The organism is Litorisediminicola beolgyonensis, from assembly GCF_042679605.1.
In the GTDB taxonomy this organism is placed as follows: Bacteria; Pseudomonadota; Alphaproteobacteria; order Rhodobacterales; family Rhodobacteraceae; genus Litorisediminicola; species Litorisediminicola beolgyonensis.
Genome location: NZ_JBHTMU010000002.1, coordinates 116,060 through 137,116 on the forward strand (window position 1 = coordinate 116,060; position 21,057 = coordinate 137,116).

Annotated in this window: 20 protein-coding genes; 5 read left to right on the plus strand and 15 right to left on the minus strand. The window is 64.0% G+C overall.

The annotated features are described in order from the left end of the window. Window position 1: 1 nt before the first annotated feature. The 9 genes from ACFQ4E_RS01955 to ACFQ4E_RS01995 all read right to left on the minus strand — a co-directional run bounded on the left by ACFQ4E_RS01955 (window position 2) and on the right by ACFQ4E_RS01995 (window position 7,907). Window positions 2–664 (minus strand): TadE/TadG family type IV pilus assembly protein, encoded by a 663-nt coding sequence (locus ACFQ4E_RS01955; protein WP_386801233.1) that lies wholly within the window; start codon window positions 662–664, stop codon window positions 2–4. A gap of 20 nt (window positions 665–684) precedes the next feature. Next, window positions 685–1,182 (minus strand): TadE/TadG family type IV pilus assembly protein, encoded by a 498-nt coding sequence (locus tag ACFQ4E_RS01960; RefSeq protein ID WP_386801234.1) that lies wholly within the window; start codon window positions 1,180–1,182, stop codon window positions 685–687. Window positions 1,183–1,276: 94 nt separating this feature from the next. After that, the gene (locus ACFQ4E_RS01965) at window positions 1,277–1,480 is read right to left on the minus strand and encodes a hypothetical protein (protein WP_386801235.1); all 204 of its coding nucleotides are present in this window, start codon (window positions 1,478–1,480) and stop codon (window positions 1,277–1,279) included. Continuing rightward, the gene (locus ACFQ4E_RS01970; RefSeq protein ID WP_386801236.1) at window positions 1,458–2,906 is read right to left on the minus strand and encodes a type II and III secretion system protein family protein; all 1,449 of its coding nucleotides are present in this window, start codon (window positions 2,904–2,906) and stop codon (window positions 1,458–1,460) included. Before ACFQ4E_RS01970 ends, ACFQ4E_RS01965 begins: the two co-directional genes overlap by 23 nt. 53 nt (window positions 2,907–2,959) lie before the next feature. Then, window positions 2,960–4,096, minus strand: a complete 1,137-nt coding sequence (gene cpaB / locus ACFQ4E_RS01975; protein ID WP_386801237.1) for a Flp pilus assembly protein CpaB — start codon at window positions 4,094–4,096, stop codon at window positions 2,960–2,962. A 294-nt stretch (window positions 4,097–4,390) separates the two neighbouring features. After that, complete coding sequence (locus ACFQ4E_RS01980; protein WP_386801238.1) at window positions 4,391–4,597, minus strand: Flp family type IVb pilin; 207 nt, start codon at window positions 4,595–4,597, stop codon at window positions 4,391–4,393. A 358-nt stretch (window positions 4,598–4,955) separates the two neighbouring features. After that, the gene (locus tag ACFQ4E_RS01985; protein ID WP_386801239.1) at window positions 4,956–6,755 is read right to left on the minus strand and encodes a TadE/TadG family type IV pilus assembly protein; all 1,800 of its coding nucleotides are present in this window, start codon (window positions 6,753–6,755) and stop codon (window positions 4,956–4,958) included. 129 nt (window positions 6,756–6,884) lie between these two features. Then, the gene (locus tag ACFQ4E_RS01990; RefSeq protein WP_386801240.1) at window positions 6,885–7,373 is read right to left on the minus strand and encodes a prepilin peptidase; all 489 of its coding nucleotides are present in this window, start codon (window positions 7,371–7,373) and stop codon (window positions 6,885–6,887) included. Between the two features lie 12 nt (window positions 7,374–7,385). Then, the gene (locus ACFQ4E_RS01995) at window positions 7,386–7,907 is read right to left on the minus strand and encodes a hypothetical protein (protein ID WP_386801241.1); all 522 of its coding nucleotides are present in this window, start codon (window positions 7,905–7,907) and stop codon (window positions 7,386–7,388) included. A gap of 275 nt (window positions 7,908–8,182) precedes the next feature. Here ACFQ4E_RS01995 and msrA point away from each other — a divergent pair, with 275 nt between their 5' ends. Then, complete coding sequence (msrA, locus tag ACFQ4E_RS02000) at window positions 8,183–8,836, plus strand: peptide-methionine (S)-S-oxide reductase MsrA (RefSeq protein ID WP_386801242.1); 654 nt, start codon at window positions 8,183–8,185, stop codon at window positions 8,834–8,836. Here the strand turns inward: msrA and ACFQ4E_RS02005 are convergent, their stop codons facing one another. The 3 genes from ACFQ4E_RS02005 to ACFQ4E_RS02015 form a co-directional block, all read right to left on the minus strand. Beyond that, window positions 8,837–9,709 (minus strand): ribokinase, encoded by an 873-nt coding sequence (locus tag ACFQ4E_RS02005; protein ID WP_386801243.1) that lies wholly within the window; start codon window positions 9,707–9,709, stop codon window positions 8,837–8,839. 62 nt (window positions 9,710–9,771) lie between these two features. Next, complete coding sequence (locus ACFQ4E_RS02010; protein WP_386801244.1) at window positions 9,772–12,027, minus strand: NADP-dependent malic enzyme; 2,256 nt, start codon at window positions 12,025–12,027, stop codon at window positions 9,772–9,774. 85 nt (window positions 12,028–12,112) lie between these two features. Beyond that, window positions 12,113–13,102, minus strand: a complete 990-nt coding sequence (locus ACFQ4E_RS02015; RefSeq protein ID WP_386801245.1) for a hypothetical protein — start codon at window positions 13,100–13,102, stop codon at window positions 12,113–12,115. A gap of 95 nt (window positions 13,103–13,197) precedes the next feature. On the opposite strand from ACFQ4E_RS02015, the gene mutS reads away from it, so the two are divergent. Beyond that, the gene (gene mutS / locus ACFQ4E_RS02020) at window positions 13,198–15,840 is read left to right on the plus strand and encodes a DNA mismatch repair protein MutS (protein WP_449280313.1); all 2,643 of its coding nucleotides are present in this window, start codon (window positions 13,198–13,200) and stop codon (window positions 15,838–15,840) included. 72 nt (window positions 15,841–15,912) lie between these two features. Here the strand turns inward: mutS and ACFQ4E_RS02025 are convergent, their stop codons facing one another. Both ACFQ4E_RS02025 and hrcA read right to left on the minus strand, forming a co-directional pair. Further along, entirely contained in the window at window positions 15,913–16,476 is a 564-nt protein-coding gene (locus ACFQ4E_RS02025) for a nucleotide exchange factor GrpE (protein ID WP_386801246.1), read from the minus strand. 9 nt (window positions 16,477–16,485) lie between these two features. Further along, the gene (gene hrcA, locus ACFQ4E_RS02030) at window positions 16,486–17,550 is read right to left on the minus strand and encodes a heat-inducible transcriptional repressor HrcA (RefSeq protein WP_386801247.1); all 1,065 of its coding nucleotides are present in this window, start codon (window positions 17,548–17,550) and stop codon (window positions 16,486–16,488) included. A gap of 120 nt (window positions 17,551–17,670) precedes the next feature. On the opposite strand from hrcA, the gene rph reads away from it, so the two are divergent. From rph to hemW, 3 genes are read left to right on the plus strand one after another with little or no spacing between them, the layout of a single operon-like run. Continuing rightward, a complete protein-coding gene (rph, locus tag ACFQ4E_RS02035) occupies window positions 17,671–18,384 on the plus strand; it encodes a ribonuclease PH (protein ID WP_386801248.1) in 714 nt (237 codons plus the stop codon). Further along, window positions 18,381–18,992, plus strand: a complete 612-nt coding sequence (rdgB, locus tag ACFQ4E_RS02040) for an RdgB/HAM1 family non-canonical purine NTP pyrophosphatase (protein WP_386801249.1) — start codon at window positions 18,381–18,383, stop codon at window positions 18,990–18,992. Before rph ends, rdgB begins: the two co-directional genes overlap by 4 nt. Then, window positions 18,985–20,139, plus strand: a complete 1,155-nt coding sequence (gene hemW / locus ACFQ4E_RS02045; RefSeq protein ID WP_386801250.1) for a radical SAM family heme chaperone HemW — start codon at window positions 18,985–18,987, stop codon at window positions 20,137–20,139. The genes rdgB and hemW overlap by 8 nt, the downstream gene beginning before the upstream one ends. 3 nt (window positions 20,140–20,142) lie before the next feature. On the opposite strand, the gene ACFQ4E_RS02050 is transcribed toward hemW, so the two are convergent. Continuing rightward, window positions 20,143–21,051: a ParB/RepB/Spo0J family partition protein gene (locus ACFQ4E_RS02050; RefSeq protein ID WP_386801251.1), complete on the minus strand. Its 909-nt coding sequence runs from the start codon at window positions 21,049–21,051 to the stop codon at window positions 20,143–20,145. Window positions 21,052–21,057 lie beyond the last annotated feature (6 nt).

Consider the following 21,057-nt stretch of genomic DNA (forward strand, 5'->3'; position numbering starts at 1 on the left):
GTCAGCAGCTGGTTGCCGGCGGATCGCACCGGACGCTCCACATATCCTCGCTGGTGATGGTGACGGGCTGCGGCTGGAAGACAAAACCGCTCGCGGTATTGGCTCCGAAGAGAGCGAGTACCCCGGCGAGACCCATGAAGTCGAAGCGGAAATTGATCAGCTCGAGCCGGATGGTGGCGACAGGTCCGTAGGGCCGACCCGCATAGCCGAGGCCGGTCCGGAAGTAAGTCACGCGGAGATTGTTGGCCGTCACGGCAGGCGCAACATCGCAGATACCGGGCCGGGAGTACGTTGCTGGGCGCCCGCAAACGCCGTCACCGCCGGTCAGGATGGCGTTGAGGCGGGTCGAATTACAAGCAGGTGTCGAGCCTGTCGTACAACTTATTGCCAGTCCGTCATTTGGCGACGGCTGTCCAGCCGCGTTCGATGACCGCATGGCAGAAATTGATGGCAAAATTCCCCCTCCACTCGAATCCAGGAGAGAGTCATCGAGGACCGGATAGGATACGGCGAGATAGCGGGCGCCAATATGCATCGCCTTAACGGTCTGGTTGAACTGGGCCATCAGCACGCCGAGCTCGATCATCCCGGCCATCATCAGGATAAGGATCGGCATCACCAGAAGCGCCTCGACGAACGTGACGCCCGAACGGTCGCTGAGCATGGCCTTCGGGCTACGGATCCTTACCATCCGATATACCTTTCGGAATGCGTGGACCGCAGTGTAATCAGGTTGCTAAAAACGAACGCGGTCACCGGTGTCCCGGTATAGGGAGCAGCGCCGGAGACCGTGACGAGATCGCCTGCGGTCGGTGTCGTCGGCAAATCTTCATGTGCCGGCGTAAATACAATTTCTGATGCAGCATCCCAGCCTGGAACGCGAAGCCGTCCTGTCCCAGCCGGATTTCCGTAAAGAGCGATATTCCGGGCCGTGATCTCGTTACACGTCGCGGTATAGCCGCCGGTCGGCAGATCTGCGGTACATCGCGACCAATATCGAGCTGCGTCACGCACGCCGATCTGCAGCTGCTCCCGCTGCCACATGATATTGCCGAATTCGAGGATGCCAAAACAGGTGAGCAGCAACACAGGAAGAACCAGAAGCGTCTCGATCAAAATGACGCCCTGTTCGTCCCCCCTGAACTTTCCGATCCCCGTGAACCTCATCGCGTACCAATCCATGCCGAAATTTCGACAATCACCAAAACACGAGGCCGTGAGGCCCCTCTTTCAAAACAGGTCGCACCCGGCCCTCGGGCCAGGTGCGGAGATCATATCACTGCGACACGTCGATGTCGGTGTCGTAGGCCCCCGGCGGCCACGGCTGGATCGTCTGGATCGCCGTGTTCGCTTCGGGCGCGTTGCCCGCGCGGGCCGAGACCGTGTCCCAGTTGTTCCAATATTCAGCGGCACAGCCTGCGTTCAGCAGGAGGAGCGCTGCGGCGGCACCCAGCCGCTTACTTCTTGACCAGAATGCCATCTTCAAAATCCAGATCGATGATGTGACCATAAGGACCGACGACACCGTCGCCCTCGGCGAAGCGCCGCAGCAGTTGCTTGTCGACCTCGAGCATGCCCAGGAGGAACAGCTCGACATCGTTGGACGAGCGCGTGGTGGCAAGCGGGCTGACCAGCGGTTCGTTCGGCGTTGCGGGGCGCACGAGGCGCGGCGTCACCAGGATCACGAGATCGGTTTCGCGCTTCTGGAAGCCACTGGAGCGGAACAGCGCGCCGAGGATCGGCAGCTGACCGAGCCACGGCACCTGCTCGACCGAGCGGGCGTTGTTGGCCTGGAGAAGACCGGCGATAGCAAAGCTCTGCCCGTCGCGCAGCGACACAGTGGTCTCGGCCTTGCGGGTGATGAAACCCGGCTGGCCGTTGACGCTGATCGACGGGTCGATGTCGGAGACTTCCGGAGTGATCCGAAGCGAGATCACGCCGTCGTCGAGCACGTTCGGCACGAAGTTCAGGCGCACACCGTATTCGCGGTAACCGGTCTCGGAGACCGGAATGCCCGCCTCGGAGATCACCGCCTGGCTTATCGGAACCTCGCCGCCGACGACGAAATTGGCCTCGACGCCGCTGGTAGTGACCAGCTTGGGATTGGCGAGACGCCGGGCAAGACCCTTGGCCTCGAGCGCGTTGATCACGAAGTCGATCTCGAAGCCCGAGATTTCCAGAAGCTCGCCGATGGCGGTGCCGAAAGGCGTCCCGAGACCGAGCGGAAGGTTACCGCTGGTCCGACCAGTGACGTTGCCGGTGTCCTTCTCGATCGCGGTGAGGCTCACGCCGAGCTCGCGGCCGGAGTTGCGCTCGACCTCGAGAATGCGGACGTCCAGCTCGACCTGCTGTGCGTTGGTGACGCGCACCGCGTTGACGACCGGGTCTTCCGAATATTGCTGCGCGATCTCCAGAACGCGCTTGCGATCGACCTCGTTCTTCACCTGTCCGGACACCCGGATGCGGTTGTTGACGTTGAGGATGTCGACCTTGGCCGACGGTACAGCGCGCTGGATGGACCGGCGAAGCTCGTCGAAATCGGTACGGACCCGAACGTCGATCACCTCGAGCAGCTGCTTGTCCACCGAGTAGAGCGTGACGTTCGTGTAGCCGTTGGTCTTCGCCTGGAGGTACAAGGAATTGTCCGTCAGCGGGAACACATCGACCACATCGGTGTTACCGATCAGGATGTCGGCGAAACTGTCCGAGGTCTCGAGCGTCAGCGTGTAGCCCGGTGTCAGCTCAAGCTTCGTGACGATACCATCGTCGATCACGATGCTGCGGGTCTGGGCAAGCGCCATCCCGGGAGCGGCAAGACCGGCACCCGCGATTATCGCCGCGGCCGCGAGCCTGGTGAGCGTCGACCCCAAGGTCGACGCCAGGTTACGTCTCGATATACTGCTCATCTTTCAAATCCGTCCCTGAAACAATCGAAACGCATTCGCGGGGAGTTTTGTCGTTATTGTCCCGCCGCCGCTTCCGACTCCTGCTCCGCTTCAAGACCACCGGGAACGTAAGTCACGACCTGGTCTCCATTCGGATCGACCTGGACAGTTCCGACGGGCTCGCCTTCTTCGTTAAGAAGTACCTTGTATTCGGCGCGCTGGCCATTCCGGATCACCCCGACGGTACTCCTTTTGGGCGCAGGCTGTAGCCGTTCGACCACTTTTTCGATCACAACCGGCTCTGTCGGCCCATCGAGGCGCTGATTGATGCCGTCGGACAGGTCCTGAAGCATCTTTTCGAGCGACACGAGGCGCTGGAGCGACGGATCGCTGCTGTCGCCTTCCTTGGCATTCTTCAGAAGCTCCGCGGCGCGGGCCTCGGCCAGATCGCGAGCGACGTCGGGATCGTTGAGATCGCTGAGGGTCACGCGGTCGATCTGCTCGATATCGCTCGATGCGACGTTCCGCAGGGCCAGAGACAGTGTGCCGACGCTCGAAGCGAGAACCAGCTTTTGGGCTTCCTGCGTATCGACCTCGAAGGTGATCGTGCGAACGACCGAAGGCTGATCCTTCAGCTCGTCGGCAATCTGGTCGATCGCGAGAACCTTCACGCCCTGAAGAAGAACGTCCACGAAGGTGCCCTGGTTGCTCGACCGGGTGAGAAGAACATCGACGCGGTCGCCCGGAAGAACGAAACCTGCCACGCCCGCGACGTCATTCACGCGGATCGACATGGCTTTCTTGCCCTTGGTCAGGGCGGTCGAGAGCTTCGCGCGCTGACCCGGGGCCGTCACTTTCGACGTGAGGACAGGCTCACCGACGGTCATCGGGGCAAGGGCGAAGCGGGCAACGTCGTCCTCTTCACCTTTGATGAGATCCGCGATCTTCGGGAACGACCCTTCGGGGGTGATGTCGCTCGACCAGTCGATCTCGCGCAGTTTGAGTTCTGTGAGACGCTCGCCGAAGGCGATCTGCTCGGCGGCGACGACGATCGTCTGCTTCGCCTCCGGCTCAACCTCGGCCACGTTCCCGTTCAATGCTCCGTTCTGCAGCGCAGCCTGCTGGGTCGCCAACCACGAACGCGCCCCAAAGACAGCGACGCCAGCGAGCAGCAAGGCGACAAGAAAACTCAGAATAGTGGAGAAGCGCATGGATTCGGACTCCGGTCAGCAGTCGTGCCGAAAATGAGCACGGGGGATCGGTGAATTCTCCTACGGGAGCGCCGTTCCGGCAATGCTGCCGACAGAATGTCAACAAATTCGAAACGATCTGTTGCTTGGGGAGCAACTTAACGCAACGGGGCGCAGGATAGAATTCGGTGGACTTAAAAGTTGAAGGTGACCCTGACGCGGGCCGGGGTCACCATCTTGTCTCTGGCGTGGCTCCAAGCCACTGGGGGCAGCCTGAGGATGGGGTCCGGGCAGTCTCGTCCGGACCCCGAGATATCAAGGTGTCTGGCCGAGTACTGCGGTTGCCCAGGACGACCAATTGGTCCACGCTCCTTCGAGCGCTTCGCCATACAGGGTGACCGCGCCAATAATGCCAGCAACAAGAAGCGCGAGCAGGACCAGGTATTCGGTCAGGGCCAGGCCTTCTTCATCCTTGCGGAAGCGAACGGCGAGCGAGGACATGTAGGCGAGAATGTTGGTCATGAATTTACTCCATTACACTGACGGAAATCGTCAAGTTACAAGTTATACGGGCCTTGGAATGATTCCTTAAAACTCCGTACCTTTCGGCAAGAACGAAATTACGCCAAATTTCAGACACATTTCAACTGATCAGTAAGATTTCCGCGATTCAAGCATTTTTCCCGGGTTTGGCGGCAACAAACGCGCCATCTCGCCGAAATTGATCACGAAAAACCGGTTTAACAGCACGTTCTGACGCGTACAGCGGGAGAATCGGCTGGTCAAATCTATCCGCGAAAGGCCCCCTGCAACGCAGAAGCGGGGCCCTCACGGCCCCGCTTCGCCATATTTCAGCCACAGAGGTAGCTTGATTCGCGCTTTACCGGACGAGGATGGCTTCTTCGCGGATGTAGTAGTCGAGAAGCGTCGATCCGGAGAACCCTTCGATGTCCACGATTTCGACATCAATGGTCGAGTCGACCGAACTCGCGTAACTGATGAACGGACGCGCCATGAACAGGGAGACATAGACTTGGACGGGTAGCGTCTGAGACGAACCGTTCGCAGGATTCGCACCGCAGTCGACGATCGCGGCCGTGATGATCCTCGGATCAGGATCGGCGGTCGCGGGTATGGACGGGGTTTGCGACTGACCACAGGCGTTTGCGCCACTTTCGTTGAGCATAGTTACGGTTTGGGTGTTTCCACCGTTCCCCACCACCTCGTCCCACGACGGTGCTCGTAGCTCATGGAGGTCGTTGGCCAACTCCCATAAGTAAACATCGTATCGCGATGGGCCAGTATCGCCCGGCCCAGAGTATGATGCGGCGCCTGACGGATTGGGAAACGAACTCTGCAGAACAGACGCCATTCCTGCGCCGTTCGGGCGCTGAATGTTTGTAGTAACCGTTCGACCGTCCGCAGAGCTGGAAATCGTCAGCGGAAAGCTTGGGTATTCGTAGTTCCTTCGGAGGTATGTCTCGAGAGACCAGGCGCCACTTCCTAGCGCTGCACCCTGCGTCGCCAGAACCGAACCCGCGTCCGCCGGAGGGCGCATCGTCGAATTATCGGGGAACCCATAAGCTCGATCGGCGACCCCATCGTAACCAAGACCGTTCGCGTCGAAGACGAAGCGGTTGGCAGCGCCAACACCGCGGTCAACCCAGATATGGTCGTCTGAGATTCTCGATGCGTTGCCGCTCGAAGAAGAACAATCATCGAAGTTGACGTTGTTTCCGTTCACGGAAGCGTCTGGGATAATGCCCTTCCTGGTGTTCTCAGCGACGCGCACATTGAAGTTCGTCCCTTTGTTGCTCCCAATACCGTCGCTGTACTCCGCATCATACATATCGAACTTTGCGTTGATGCCTTGCCTCAGTGATGTGTTGGCGCCTGGTTTGACCTCGACATCGACAGACTCGGATCCGTAGCAAGACTCGTTCCTCATACCCGCAAAAATGTCGTTAAGATCAGCTGCACCGCTCCCAAGCGCAAGGAAGCCGAAACTTCCGGGACCGTGCGTGCTGTTGCCCCGTGGGTGCAGGCGAAAAATCCTGCCGTGCAAGTCGCCGTCGTAGAACCGATCGACAAGTCTCGGGGAGCCAGAAACGTCGCCCTCGAACGGATTGCAGATATACAGAGGTGTGATCTCGCAAGCGGCGAACACGGTCTTGGCGACCGACACCGCAGCAACGGTCACGGAGCTTCGAGTGAGTGTGGAGTATAAAGGAAAAATTGTCGTGAGCGTTGTCGGAACGGCAGCAACATAAGCGTATCGCGCAGCGTTTTGCGCCACGCCACTGCGCGGGACTTCGTGCGCGGCAATCCAGGCACTATCGATTGGCGTTGTGTCCTGCAGCGGAATTTCATCGAGGAAGTGCACGATCAGTTCGGTGTTACTGACATCGTAGTTCAGCTCACGCGGAGTCGCGTCGACCATGGTTGCGCTGTTGACCACGTTGGCCATCGCCGCCCGCGCCCGATCCACGGAATCGGTGCCACCGTCGAGCTCGCGCGCACCGGCCAGAGCCATCGCATCCGTCGCGGCTTGAAGATCACCATGAACATTATACGAGCGTCCGAGATCCACGATCAGCAGGCCGAATGCCAGGAAGACCGGGATCATCAGCAGGGAGAGTATCATGACGAAGCCGTTTTCGTCGCGCTGGAACCGTTTCATCTCTTAACCTTTCTCCATCCTGCGACGGCCACGCCGCCGGATGCCAAAACACGAGGCCCCGAACCCGAAACCTGCGTTCGGGACCTATGGAAAATGCAGGGAAAAGCCTGCCACAAGCCCTCTGACCAATCAAGCGAGGCCGAACGCCCTCAGAAACAGCGCCGGGATCGTGGCCGCCGCCATGGGCACGGCGTAAGGCACCTGCCGGGTCAATGCCATCATCCGCAACCGTCGCGCCACCGGGTTCGACCGGCGCCTCCGTCCTGCCCAGCGGATCGCCACGAGCATCAGGACCGACGACAAGAGGAAGAACATCGAAAACGGGCTCAGCGCGGTCATGCCGAGCAAGAGGCCCAGGGGCAGGAAGAGCTTGGCATCGCCCCCGCCCATCGCCCGCAGCATCCACGCCCCGAAGCCGATCACGAACAAAAGCGCGCCCGCGGCCAGATCGCTCTGCCAGGTCGCGAAACCGCGCAGCGCCATCAACAGGACCGCAAGCCCCACGAACACCATCACCGTCGTGTTGCGGATCTTCAGGTGCCGCCAGTCGTAGCAGGCCGTCCAGACAAGCAATGCGGCCACGAGGACCGTGACCGCAAGATGCGCCGCGAAGAGCATGACCGACCCGGATCAGATCCCGCGCAGATCGCCGGGCGCGCGCTTGGGATAGGTGACCGAGTTGCGCAGCAATTCGAGATTGTTGGCCGCGGTTTCGTTCGAGGGATCAAGCTCGTAGGCCCGAACGAAATAGGTCCGCGCCGACCGAAGGTTGCCCCGCAGAAGCTGCGAATAGCCGAAATTGTTCAGGAACTCGATGCGGTTGCCGATCACCGGCTGGAGCTTGCGATAGGCATAGTCCGACTGGTCGAACCGGCGCAGCATGTCGGCGGAGGCCGCGAAGCCCAGCCAGGCCGCGGGATCCTCGGGATAGACGTCGAGCGCTTTCTTGAACATCGTGTAGGAGCGGCCGAAATTGCGCTCTTCGAACTGGATGCGGGCGGCCACGAGCAGTTCGTCATCGGGATAGTATTCGCGGTTCGCGGTATCCTTGGTCGACCGCATCGTGTCGCTGAACGCCGCGAATGCGCCAGGCATCCCGTTTTCGCAGGACGCGAGCGCCATGACCGCTGCAAATAGAACTGCCAGTCTCATGAGAATCTGCCTCTATAAAATCACCACAAAGCGGTGAATGGACGGACCGCCGCTTCTCTTTTGTTGTCCGCAAGGTCCGTGAAAACGCGGAATCTGGCAACAGGGCCGCGATGCCCGGCGCCCGGGCGTTGCACTGAATACACAATCCCGCGATGCCGCGCCCGCCCCGCACGCGCCCTCACGGCACTTCAGGCCTGCGTGAAAGACGCGGTTTTTCCTTGGCGGATGGGCAGGCGCGGCGCACCTTCCGGCCAACAGAGAAGAGGAGTTTCGTCATGGTCCGTACTGTCCCCCGCTTCACCCGCGCCCTACGCGCGCTCGTCATCGCGGGCGTCGCCGCCCTTGCGCCCGTCGCGGCCTCGGCGGCCGAGATCATCGTCGCCGGAGGCTGCTTCTGGTGCGTCGAGGCGGATTTCGAAAAGGTCGGCGGCGTGTCCGAGGCGATCTCGGGCTATACCGGCGGCTCGGTCGCGAACCCGACCTACAAGCAGGTGGTCCAGGGCGGTACCGGCCATTACGAGGCGGCCCAGATCGTCTACGACCCCGCGCGGGTCAGCCGCCGCCAGCTCTACGATCTCTTTCTGCGCTCGGTCGACGTGTTCGACGATGGCGGCCAGTTCTGCGACCGCGGCAACTCCTACCGGACTGCGATCTTCGTCGACAGCGCCGAGGCGCGCGCCGATGCCGAGGCCGCCATTGCCGCCGCAGAACAGGAGCTCGGCCGCAAGATCGTGACCCCGATCCTCGATGCCGGTCCGTTCTACGAGGCCGAGGATTACCACCAGGATTACTACAAGAGCGACGAGAAGACCCTGACTCGCTTCGGCTATGTCCACCGCGCCGATGCCTACGAGAAATACCGCGACGGTTGCCGCCGGGACATGCGCGTCAAGCAGGTCTGGGGCGACGACGCGCCCTTCGTGAACTGATCAGCCGCCGAGCCGCGCGTCCTCGATATCCTTGAGGTCGGGAATGACATCGGCCGTGCCGGAGCGCGTCACCATCAGCGCTCCGGCCTGCATCGCAAGACCCAGCGCCTGCCGCATCGGCAGGCCGCGATCGAGCCCGGCGATCAGGTAGCCGGTAAAGGTGTCGCCGGCCCCGGTGGTGTCGACGGGCGTGACGGGAATGGCGGGGATATCGGTGGCGTCAGACCCGTGAAACCAGCGGCAGCCGTCCCCACCAAGCGTCACCACCACGTCGCTCACGCCCAGCGTCTCGACCCCCTGCCCCGTCGCCGCTTCCAGCTGCTCGGCCTCGACCGCGTTCAGAACCAGAAGGTCAAGCATCGGCAACACCGCCTGGACGGCCTCCGCGTCGAAGGGCGCGGCCGCATAGGCACAGCGCAATCCCTTGTCGCGCGCGATCCGCATCGCCGCGGCCTGGGCGTTCGTCTCGTTCTGGGTCAGGAACCAGTCGCCGCCGCGCGCGGCGCCCAGCGCCATTTCCAGCGCATCGATCTCGATGGCGCGGTTCGCGCCGGGAAAGAGCAGGATCGCGTTCTCGCCGCTATCGTCCACCGCGATCACCGCATGGCCCGAGGCCTCGCCCACTTCGCGGATCGAGCGCGTGTCGACACCGTATTCCAGGAGCCGCTCGACCATCCAGCGACCGTCCGACCCGACGGCGCCCAGATGCACCACCCGCGCCGCCGCCCGCGCCGCGGCAACGGACATGTTCGCGCCCTTGCCGCCCAGGCCCTTCTGCATCTCGCGCGCGGCCAGGGTCTCGCCCGGCAAGGGAAGATGCGGCACGCGGTAGACGAGATCGGCGTTGATCGACCCGAGATTCCAGACGGTCATGCGCGCCTCCCCTTAGGCTTCTTCTTTTTCCAAATACGCACGCGACGCCGACACCGGGCGCGTCATCCGACCTTGCAGGCCGCCAGCACCGCCATGTTGAGAATGTCGCTCGCCGTAGCCCCGGTCGAGCAGAGCTGGATCGACTGGTTCACCCCGGTCAGGATCGGCCCGATCACCGTGGCCCCCGCCATCTCCTGCATCAGCTTGACCGAAATCGAGGCCGAATGCCGGGCGGGCACGACGAGGATGTTCGCCGGTCCGCTCAGCCGCTGGAAGGGATAGGCGTCCTGCGCGCGGGCGTTGAGCGCCACGTCGACGGTCATCTCGCCCTCATATTCGAAGCTCGCGCCGCGCGCATCGAGCACCGCGGGCGCCAGGTGCATTTTCTCGGCGCGTTCCGAGACCGGGTAGCCGAAGGTCGAGAAGCTGACGAAGGCCACCCGCGGCTCGAGCCCGAGATGCCGGGCCACCCCGGCCGCGCGCTCGGCGATATTGGCGAGGTCGTGCTCGTTCGGCCATTCATGGACCAGCGTGTCCGAGATCAGGACGATCCGGCCCTTGTGCAGGATCGCGGTGACGCCCGCGGCACCGGTCGAGCTGTCGGCATCGAACACGTGGTTGAGTAGGCTCATGACATGCGCCGATTTCCGCGTCGCGCCGGTCACAAGCGCATCGCCATGGCCATGCGCCAGCATCAGCGCGCCGAAGACATGCCGGTCGCGCGCGGCAAGCCGGTGCACATCGGTCCGGTCGATCCCCTTCCGCTGGTTCCGCGCGTAGAGATACTCCTTGTACATCTCCAGATGCGGCGTGTTCGCGGCGTTCACCACCTCGAGCTCGCTCACCGCATCGCCGAGACCCGAGGCCTCGAGCTTGGCGCGCACATCCGCCTCGCGGCCGACGACCAGCGCATGGCCAAGGCCCGAGCGCTGGTAGGTGACCGCCGCGCGCAGCACGCGCGGGTCGTCGCCCTCGGCAAAGATCATCCGCGCCTGCGCCGCGCGCGCCCGCGCATGGATGCCCTGCAGGATCGACGCGGTCGGATCCATCCGCGTCTTGAGCGACACCTCGTATGCCGCCATGTCGACGATCGGCCGCCGCGCGACACCGGTATCCATGCCCGCGCGCGCCACGGCGAGCGGGATGCGGTGGATCAGGCGCGGATCGAACGGCGTCGGAATGATGTAATCGCGTCCGAACTTGAGGCTCCGCCCATAGGCCACGGCCACCTCGTCGGGCACGTCTTCGCGCGCCAAGGCCGCGAGCGCCTGGGCGCAGGCGATCTTCATCTCGTCATTGATCGCGCGCGCATGGATGTCGAGCGCGCCCCGGAAGAGATAGGGAAAGCCCAGGACGTTGTTGACCTGGTTGGGATAATCCGACCGCCCAGTCGCCACGATGGCGTCTGCGCGCACCTCATGCGCCTCTTCTGGGGTGATCTCGGGGTCGGGGTTGGCCATCGCGAAGATCACCGGGTTCGCCGCCATCGACGCGACCATCTCCTGCGTCACCGCGCCCTTGACCGACACCCCGAGGAAGACATCCGCGCCTTCCATCGCCTCTTCGAGGGTTCGCGCCTCGGTCACCGCCGCATGGGCCGATTTCCACTGGTTCATGCCCTCGGTGCGGCCCTGGTAGATCACGCCCTTGGTGTCGCACATGATGCAGTTGTTGGCCTGCGCGCCCATCGCCTTGATGAGCTCGAGGCAGGCGATCCCCGCAGCACCCGCACCGTTGAGAACGATCCGGCACTCCTCGATCCGCTTGCCGGAAATATGCAGCGCGTTGAGCAGACCCGCCGCGCAGATCACCGCGGTGCCGTGCTGGTCGTCATGGAAGACGGGAATGTCCATCTGCTCCTTGAGCGTCTGCTCGATGATGAAGCATTCCGGCGCCTTGATGTCCTCGAGGTTGATGCCGCCGAAGCTCGGCCCCATCAGCTTGACCGCCTTGATGAACTCGTCCGGATCCTCGGTATCGAGTTCGAGATCGATCGAATTGACGTCGGCGAAGCGCTTGAAGAGCACCGACTTGCCCTCCATCACCGGCTTCGAGCCGAGCGCGCCGAGATTGCCGAGACCCAGAACCGCCGTGCCGTTCGAGATCACGGCGACGAGGTTGCCCTTGTTGGTGTAGTCATAGGCCAGTTCGGGATTGGCGGCGATTTCCTCACAGGGAACCGCGACGCCGGGGCTGTAGGCAAGGCTCAGATCGCGCTGGGTCGTCATCGGCACGGTGGCCTGGACGTCCCATTTGCCGGGGCGCGGCTCGAGGTGGAACGCAAGGGCTTCTTCGCGGGTATATTTCTGTCGCGCCACCTCGGTCCTCCCAAACCACTCTTTCCGGCCCGACGCTCTTAGCCGAAGCGGTCGCCCCGCTCAACACGGCGCGGGCGCAAGCGGTCTAGCGCAGGAAATCCGCGATCCGCCTGTCGGGCGACGGCTCCACCCGAGGCTGGTCGGCGTCGGAGACCAGCGTGCTCCGGTTCACGAATGACCCCGCGGCCAGCATGTGCTCCATCGAGCCCACGCCATGCCCGAATCGATAGCGATTCTCTTCAGCCTGGGCGTCGGCCAGCGCGGAAAGCGTATCGGTGGCGATGTCGAGGGACCCGATCCGTTTGGCTTTCCACGCGCTCAAGGCTCGCGGTCCCTTGTCGACGAGAACGCGAAAGACCAGATCCTCGCGCCGCATCTCGTAGGCCAGCCGATCATTTTCGTCGTTGTAATATTTCGGTCGGACAAGCTGCATGAGCGGCGCGCCCGCAACGCTTTGCACGGTTTGCGGCGCATCGGGCTCAGGCATCGCGAGCGCCACAAGGTAGCGCGCGAAAAATTCGTCCTCATACCAGCGGTCGGCAACCAGGAAACTCGCCCAGCCATCGGGCTGGAACCGGGCCTTCAGCTCCGCCGCGGTAAACCGGAGCTGGAACACCGGGAACGCCGCGCCCGCCATGGTCGGATACTCCCAGACATCGCCGGGCTCAAAGAGGAAGGGCTCGGGCCCGGTCATCCGTTTCAATATCTTCGGCTTCGGATGCGGCGCACTCCAGGTCTCCAGCACCGCGGCCATCGCCGTTTCGCGTTTCACGAGGTCGCGCTCGGACATCCCGAGATCGCGCTTGGCCGCGAGATCATGCCCGTCGCGGATCAGCGTTCGTGCCAGATCGAGCGCATCCGGCGCGTCCAGCCCATACCTATGGAAGAGATCGGCGATAACGAGCCGCGCGTCGATGCTGTCGGGATCGAACGCATCCTCCGACGCCTCGACGGCCGAAAGCAGTCTCTGTTCCACCTCACCTAATGGAATCGGCAAGCGGGCGATGTCGGGAAAGAGATCGCGCAGATCCGACGCGGTATCGTTCTGGTAAAGCCCCACACCCCAGCTGCCCATCGAAACCTCCCCGGCAAGACTGCCCGAGCTTTGCACGCGGCCGCGATCTCAGCTAGTCAAACCCGTCCCCGAAGCGCTGAGGCACAAGACGAGACATGGCAGACGCGGTCACGCCGATGATGGCGCAATACCTGGAGATCAAGGCGCAGCACCGCGACGCGCTTCTGTTCTACCGGATGGGCGATTTCTACGAGCTGTTCTTCGACGATGCCGCCGCCGCGGCCGAGGCGCTGGACATCGCGCTGACCAAGCGCGGCAAACATGCGGGCGAGGACATCCCGATGTGCGGCGTGCCGGTCCATGCGGCCGAGGGCTATCTCCTGACGCTCATCCGCAAGGGCTTCCGCGTCGCGGTCTGCGAGCAGATGGAGAGCCCCGCAGAGGCCAAGAAGCGCGGCGCGAAATCGGTGGTCCGGCGCGAGGTGGTGCGGCTGGTCACACCCGGAACGCTGACCGAGGAGACGCTCCTTGAAGCGCGGCGCCACAACTACCTGGCGGCTTTGGGCCGTGTTAGAGACGATTTCGCCCTCGGCTGGTGCGATATCTCCACCGGAGCGTTCCACGTGATGCCCCTGGCCGAGGCGCGGATCGGCGCGGAGCTTGCGCGACTGGCGCCCTCGGAGCTTCTGATGTCGGAGAGCACCGACGAAAAGCTGCGCCCGGTGCTCGACGATCTGGGGTTGGATGCGACCGTCTTGGGGCGCGCGAGTTTCGACTCGACCGCCGCCGAGACGCGGCTCTGCGCGCTCTTCGGTGTGCAGACGCTCGACCCGTTCGGGCAATTCTCGCGTCCCGAGCTGTCCGCGATGGGCGCGCTTGTCGATTATCTCGACATCACGCAGAAGGGAAAACTGCCGCTTCTCCGCCCACCCCGGCAGGACCAGGTCTCGCGGTTGTTGCAGATCGACGCCGCGACGCGCCGGAACCTGGAACTGACCCAATCGCTGCAGGGCGGACGCGCGGGCTCGCTTCTGTCGGTCATCGACCGGACCGTGACCGCAGGGGGTGCGCGGCTTCTGGAGCGTCGGCTCTCTGCGCCCTCCCGCGAGACCTCGGCCATCCACGCGCGGCAAGAGGCTGTCACCTGGGCGCTCGAGACGCGTGGTGCGGCTCTAACCTTGCGCGAAACGCTGAGGACGGTGCCCGATATCGACCGTGCTCTCTCGCGCCTCGGGCTCGATCGCGGCGGTCCGCGCGATCTGACCGCGATACGGAACGCGCTGTCGCGCGCCGAGGTGATTGCCGACACGCTCAAGGATGCCGCCCTGCCCGATCATCTGGAAGAGGAGCGCGCGGCGCTGTCGGGACAGGAGGCTCTGCTCGATCTTTTGGACCGCGCCCTGGTGGCCGAACCCCCGCTCCTTGCACGCGATGGTGGGTTCATCGCGCCCGGTTACGACACCGATCTCGACGCCGCCCGCGAGCTGCGGGACGAGGGTCGCAGCGTGATCGCCCGGATGCAGGGCGAATACGCCGCCGAGACCGGGATCACGTCGATGAAGATCAAGCACAACAACGTGCTGGGATACTTCATCGAGGTGACCGCGACCCATGCTGACAAGATGCACGCCCTGTCCGAGCGGTTCATCCATCGCCAGACCACCGCGAACCAGGTGCGGTTCACGACGGTCGAATTGAGCGAGCTGGAGACCCGGATCCTGAATGCCGGGAACGAGGCGCTCGAGATTGAAAAGCGGCTCTATGACAGCCTGAAAGCGGCTATTCTCGACGTGGCCCCTGCCCTGTCGGACGTGGCTCTGGCGCTTGCCGAGTTTGATCTTGCCACCGCGCTGGCCGATCTGGCCGCCGCCGAGGATTGGTGCCGCCCCCGCGTCGACGAAAGCCGCGCCTTCGAGATAACGGGTGGCAGGCATCCTGTCGTGGAACGCGCCCTGCGTGCCCAGGGCGGTGCGCCGTTCATCGCCAATGATTGCGCGCTTTCCCCCGACGAAGACGGCCCGGCGCTGGAGCTTCTGACCGGACCCAACATGGCCGGTAAATCCACTTATCTGCGCCAGAACGCGCTGATCGCCATTCTCGCGCAGATGGGCGCCTATGTGCCCGCCGACAGCGCCCATATCGGGCTCGTCAGCCAGATTTTCAGCCGGGTCGGCGCGTCAGACGATCTTGCGCGCGGGCGCTCGACCTTCATGGTCGAGATGGTCGAGACCGCCGCGATCCTGAACCAGGCCGACAGCCGCGCGCTGGTGATCCTCGACGAGATCGGGCGCGGGACGGCGACCTATGACGGTCTGTCCATCGCCTGGGCGACGCTTGAACACCTGGCCGAGGTCAACCGCGTACGCGGCCTCTTCGCGACCCATTACCACGAGATGACGGTGCTGGCCGGAAAGCTTGCGGGCGTGCGCAATGCCACGGTGGCGGTCAAGGAATGGGAAGGCGAGGTGATCTTCCTGCACGAGGTGCGCCCCGGTGCGGCGGATCGGTCCTACGGCGTGCAGGTCGCGCAACTGGCGGGTCTACCCCCGGCGGTGATCACCCGGGCGAAATCGGTTCTCGAGGCGCTGGAGAAGGGCGAGCGCGAGAAGACCTCGCCCAAGGCGCTGATCGACGATCTGCCGCTTTTCTCTGCCGTCGCGGCGGCGCCTCCGGTCCCGAAAACCGCGGCAAAAGAGGGCGTGTTAGAGACGAAACTGGCGGAACTTGCGCCCGACGACATGTCGCCGCGCGAGGCGCTGCAGGCCCTCTACGATCTGAAGGCGCTCCTCAAAGATTAAGGACGCGCCCGGTTTCACGGGAAACGCGCCCTTATCTCTGGTCAAGTCGCCACCGGCCCGAAGGCCGAGCGATCAGCTTGCCGGCATCGAGCTCACACCGACCTGCGCGGGGCGGAGAAGACGGTCGTGCAGCATGAAGCCCTCGGCCGAGACCTGGATGATCTCGCCCGCCTTGGTGCCGGGCACCGGCGCTTCGAACATGGCCTCGTGCAGCTGCGGGTCGAACTTGTCGCCCACCTGCGGCGTGATCGGCTGAATGCCGTGCTTCTTGAACACGTTCGTCAGCTCGCGGAGCGTCAGCTCGACGCCTTCGAGAAGCGCCGCGGAGATCTGCTTTTGCTCTTCGTTGGCGGCGGCAAGGGCGCGCTGCATGTTGTCGTAGACGGGCAGCAGGTCGCGGGCGAGCCGTGTGCCGCCGTAATTCTCGGCGTCGCGGCGTTCCTTGTCGGCGCGCTTGCGGGCGTTCTCGGCATCGGCCAGCGCGCGCATCCAGCGGTCCTTCAGCTCGTCGCGCTCGGCCCGGAGCGCGTCCAGCTCGGCCGCGTCAGCGTCGATCTCGTCGGTCTCGTAGGCCTGCGCCTCGGCCTCGGCGGTTTCCAAATCGTCGAGGAACTCGTCGTCTCTCGGGTCTGCCATCTTTCACCTCTATCCGCGGTCGGAGATCAGTTTTCCGACCAGCTGTGCCGTGTAGTCCACGATCGGCACGATCCGTCCGTAGTTGAGGCGCGTGGGGCCGATCACGCCCACCGCGCCGATGATCTTTCGGTCCGCGTTCATATATGGAGACACCACCAGAGAGGAACCCGAAAGCGAGAAAAGTTTGTTCTCGGAGCCGATGAAAATCCGGACGCCCTCGCCCTCTTCGGTCAATTCGAGGAACTCGGCGATGTCGCGCTTGCGTTCGAGATCGTCGAAGAGCACGCGGATGCGGTCGAGCTCGTCCGCCTGGCTGCTGTCGCCGAGGAGATTCGCCCGGCCCCGGACGATCAGTCGCTCGGAGCGGTCCGCCTCATCGGCCCAGACGGCGAGCCCCTGCTCCACCAGATCGCGCGCGAGGCCGTCGATCTCCTGACGGCGCTTCTTGATCTCCTGCGCGATGACACGGCGGAGGTCCGAGAGCGTCCGGCCTTCGATCAGAGCATTGAGGAAATTCGCGGCCTCCCGCATCGAGGACGGCGTCTGACCCGGGGGCGGTGCAAAAAGCCGGTTCTCGACATGGCCATCGGCGAAGACCAAGACCACGAGCGCGCGGTCGGCCCCGAGGGACACGAATTCGATATGGCGCATCGGCGCTTCGTGCTTGGGCGTCAGGACGAGCGATGCGCCTTGCGTGACGCCCGAGAGCGCCGAGCCGACGCGGTCGAGGATATTCGCGACCTCGTCGCTGTTCGACGAGAGCGTGGCGTCGAGTTTCTCGCGGTCTTCGCGGTCGAGCTCGCGCACTTCCAACAGGCCGTCGACGAACATCCGCAGGCCGATCTGCGTCGGGACGCGTCCGGCGCTGACATGGGGGCTGTCGAGAAGGCCTAGATATTCGAGGTCCTGCATCACGTTGCGGATGGTCGCGGCCGAGACATTTTCCGAGAGCGTCCGTGTGAGGGTGCGCGAGCCCACGGGCTCGCCGCTCGCGAGGTAGCCTTCGACCACGCGGCGGAACACTTCCCGCGAACGGTCGTTCATCTGCTCGAGAATATGTCCGGTCTCGGTCATCGTCCTTGGACCTCCGCGAAGGGGCATTAAAGAGCGTGGGGCAGAAAGGTCAATGTGACTTGCGGGCGGGGTCCGGACCTCTGTATCCCCGGGGGCGCAACAGCGACAAGGGAGAGCCCCATGCGGCCGTCGGGACGTGAGTTAAGCGAGATGCGCGCGGTTTCAATCGAAACCGGCGTGACCAAGCATGCGGAGGGCTCCTGCCTGATCCGGATGGGCGATACACATGTGCTCTGCACCGCGACGCTCGAAGATCGCGTGCCGCCCTTCATCAAGGGCTCGGGCCTGGGCTGGGTGACGGCGGAATACGGGATGCTGCCGCGCTCGACCACCTCGCGGATGCGCCGGGAGGCGGCGGTCGGCAAGCAAGGCGGGCGCACCGTGGAAATCCAGCGCCTGATCGGACGGTCCCTGCGCGCCGGCGTCGACCGCGTCGCCCTGGGCGAGCGTCAGATCACCATCGATTGCGACGTGATCCAGGCCGATGGTGGCACGCGCTGCGCGTCGATCACCGGCGGCTGGGTGGCGCTTCGGCTGGCGGTCAACAAGCTGATGAAAGCGGGCGACGTGATCAGCGATCCGCTGATCTCTCCGGTCGCGGCGGTGAGCTGCGGCATCTACGCGGGCCAGCCGGTTCTGGACCTCGACTATCCCGAAGACAGCGAAGCCGGGGTCGATGGCAACTTCGTCCTGCGCGGCGACGGGTCGTTGATCGAGGTGCAAATGTCGGCGGAGGGCACGGTCTTTTCGCGCGACCAGATGGGCGAGCTGCTCGACCTCGCGCAAAAGGGCGTGTCCGAGCTGGTCGCGGCGCAAGCGGGCGCCACGGCATGACGCGCAAGCTCGACGGAGGGCGGCTTCTGGTCGCGACCCATAACCAGGGCAAGCTCGAGGAGATCGCGGCACTCCTCGGGCCCCTGGGGGTGACCGTCACCGGTGCGGCCGAGATGGACCTGCCGGAACCGGAGGAAACCGGGACCACCTTCGTCGAGAATGCCCGGATCAAGGCCCACGCCGCGGCCCGTGCCACCGGGCTTCCGGCGCTGTCTGACGATAGCGGTCTCGAGGTCGATGCGCTCAAGGGTGCGCCCGGGGTCTACACGGCGGATTGGGCCGAAACCGGCTTTGGTCGGGATTTCGGGATGGCGATGGAGAAGACCTACCGTCTGATCACCGAGACCGGCGCGCCGGAGCCCTGGACCGCGCGGTTCTGCTGCACCCTGGTCCTTGCCTGGCCGGATGGGCATGACGAGGTTTTCCCGGGGCATGTGCCGGGTCGTCTCACCTGGCCGATGCGTGGCGATCAGGGTCACGGCTACGATCCGATCTTCATCCCCGACGGCCACGAGGTCACTTTTGGCGAGATGGATCGCTGGTCGAAGAACGAGATGTCCCATCGCGCCGATGCGATGCGCAAATTCGTGACCGCCTGCTTTGGCTGACGACTGGGACGCGGGCGGGTTCGGGCTTTATATCCACTGGCCCTTCTGCGAGGCCAAGTGCCCCTATTGCGATTTCAATTCCCATGTCGCCCGCGAAATCGACGAGGCGCGCTGGAGGCGGGCCTACCTGTCCGAGATTGAGCGCGTCGCGAAAGTGACAGGCGGGCGGCATCTGCGGTCGGTGTTCTTCGGCGGCGGCACACCGAGCCTTATGGCGCCGGACACGGTGGATGCGATCCTTGCCGCGGTGCGCCGCCACTGGCAGGTCGGCGACGATCTGGAAATCACGCTGGAGGCCAATCCGAGATCGGTCGAGGCCGGGCGGTTCCGGGAGTTCGGGGCCGCGGGCGTCAATCGCGTCTCGATGGGGCTGCAGGCGCTGAACGACACCGACCTGAAGCGGCTCGGGCGACTGCACTCGGTTGCGGAGGCGAAGACCGCATTTGACACCGCGCGCGGCGTGTTCGAGCGGGTCAGCTTCGATCTGATCTATGCGCGGCAGGATCAGAGCCTGTCCGACTGGGAGGCGGAGCTGCGCCAAGCCTTGTCCATGGCGGTCGATCACCTGTCGCTCTACCAGCTGACCATCGAGCGCGGCACGGCCTTTTGGGAACGGGCGCGCTCTGGCCGGTTGAGCGGCTTGCCGGGCGAGGACCTGTCCGCCGATCTCTATGAGCGGACGACGGAGATTTGCGACGCCGCGGGTCTTCCCGCCTACGAGGTTTCGAACCACGCGCGCCCCGGCGCCGAGTCGCGGCATAACCTCGTGTATTGGCGGTATGGAGACTATGTCGGCATCGGCCCCGGAGCGCATGGTCGGGTCACGCTGAATGGGGTTCGCTCTGCGACCGAGGCCTGGCGCAATCCGGGAGCCTGGCTGGAGAACGCGGAGCGTAAGTCCGGCGATCGAGTGAACAACGCGCTGCAACCTCAAGATCAAGCATATGAATACCTGATGATGGGGCTTCGGATCACGGAAGGTCTTGATCTTGAGAGATTGAGACACCTCGATCCAGCGCAGGCGCCCGATGAGGCGATCACCGGCCTTGAAGAGATCGGTCTCGTTTGGCGCGACAACGCCCGGATCGGTGTGACGCAATCCGGGCGGCTGGTGTTGAATTCGGTGATCGAGGCGCTGGCCGTCTGATCCTTAGCGGCCCTGGCTCAGGATTCCGCATAGCGCGTCGAGCTGTTCGAGCGTTTCGTAGGAGATCGTCACGCGACCTGCCTCGGCCCCCGGCTTGTGGTCGACGCGGACCGTCATCGACAAGGCCGCGCTGAGATCGGCTTCGAGCGCACGGGTATCGGCATCCTTGTCGATTCCGCCCTGATCGGACCGCGGTTTGCGCGGTGCGGTTTCCCCTGAGGATTCCTTGGCCAGCTTCTCGGTATCTCGCACCGACAGGTTCCGGGCGACGACCTTCTGCGCCAGGGCGACGGGATCGGTCGCCGTGATGAGCGCGCGGGCGTGACCGGCGCTGATCGTGCCTTCGCTGACAAGCGACTGGACCTCGTCGGGGAGGTTCAGGAGACGCATGAGGTTGGCGATATGCGAGCGGCTTTTGCCGAGCGCCTCGGCCAGCTTTTCTTGCGTGTGGCCGAACTTGAACATCAGTTGCCGATAGCCCGCCGCCTCTTCGATGGCGTTCAGATCGGCGCGCTGGATGTTCTCGATGATCGCCACTTCGAGGACTTCGGTGTCGTCGAACTCACGCACGAGCACCGGCATCTCGTGCAGCTGCGCCATCTGCGAGGCGCGCCAGCGGCGCTCACCGGCGACGATTTCGTAGAGATCTGCGTCACCCGGTTTCTGACGCACGATGATCGGCTGGATCACACCCTTGACGCGGATCGACGCCGCCAGCTCCTCGAGCTGGCTTTCGGTGAAGTGCCGGCGCGGCTGATCGGGATTCGGGACGATCCGCTCGATCGGGATCATTCGGTCGGCACGGCGCGGAGCATCCGGGCTCGGCCCCTCTTGCGGGCGAGGTTCGACATCCGCCATGAGCGCCGACAATCCGCGCCCGAGGCCGCGGCGGGGCAATGTTTTTTCCGTCATTCTGCT